The organism is Adlercreutzia sp. DFI.6.23 (genome assembly GCF_024462535.1).
GTDB lineage: Bacteria > Actinomycetota > Coriobacteriia > Coriobacteriales > Eggerthellaceae > Adlercreutzia > Adlercreutzia rubneri.
The window spans coordinates 1-288 of sequence record NZ_JANGBP010000792.1 but is presented as its reverse complement, the minus strand read 5'-3'; the positions used below and the strand labels follow the sequence as shown (position 1 = coordinate 288).

Sequence of the window (288 nt, the reverse complement as noted above, 5' to 3'; positions counted from 1 at the left end):
GCCATGGCTAGGCCTCCTTTCCAGTTAGGGCAGCGGTGGCGTCGGCATCGCTCGCTGCGGCGGCATCTCCGCCGCTCTTCGTCGCCGCGCCGCCAGCCGTCTCGGCGCCGGCGGCAATCTCCGCCTGGGCGAGCGCGTCGGCCACGGCCTGCTTCACCCCGGCGGTCGTAATGGTGGCCCCGGCGATGGCGTCGATATCGGCACTCTGGGCCGCCTCGATCATCTCGGCGTACCGCTCGTCGCGGATGGCCTCGTAGCCGCCGCGGCTCTGGCTCTCCCCTTCTTGGG

At 72.2% G+C, this 288-nt stretch carries 1 protein-coding gene; it reads right to left on the bottom strand.

Annotation, left to right across the window (positions count from 1 at the left end; all coding sequences use genetic code 11):
• Positions 1–7: 7 nt before the first annotated feature.
• A partial coding sequence (locus NE591_RS15490; RefSeq protein ID WP_256157128.1) for an FMN-binding protein occupies positions 8–288 on the bottom strand: 281 nt, incomplete at its 5' end.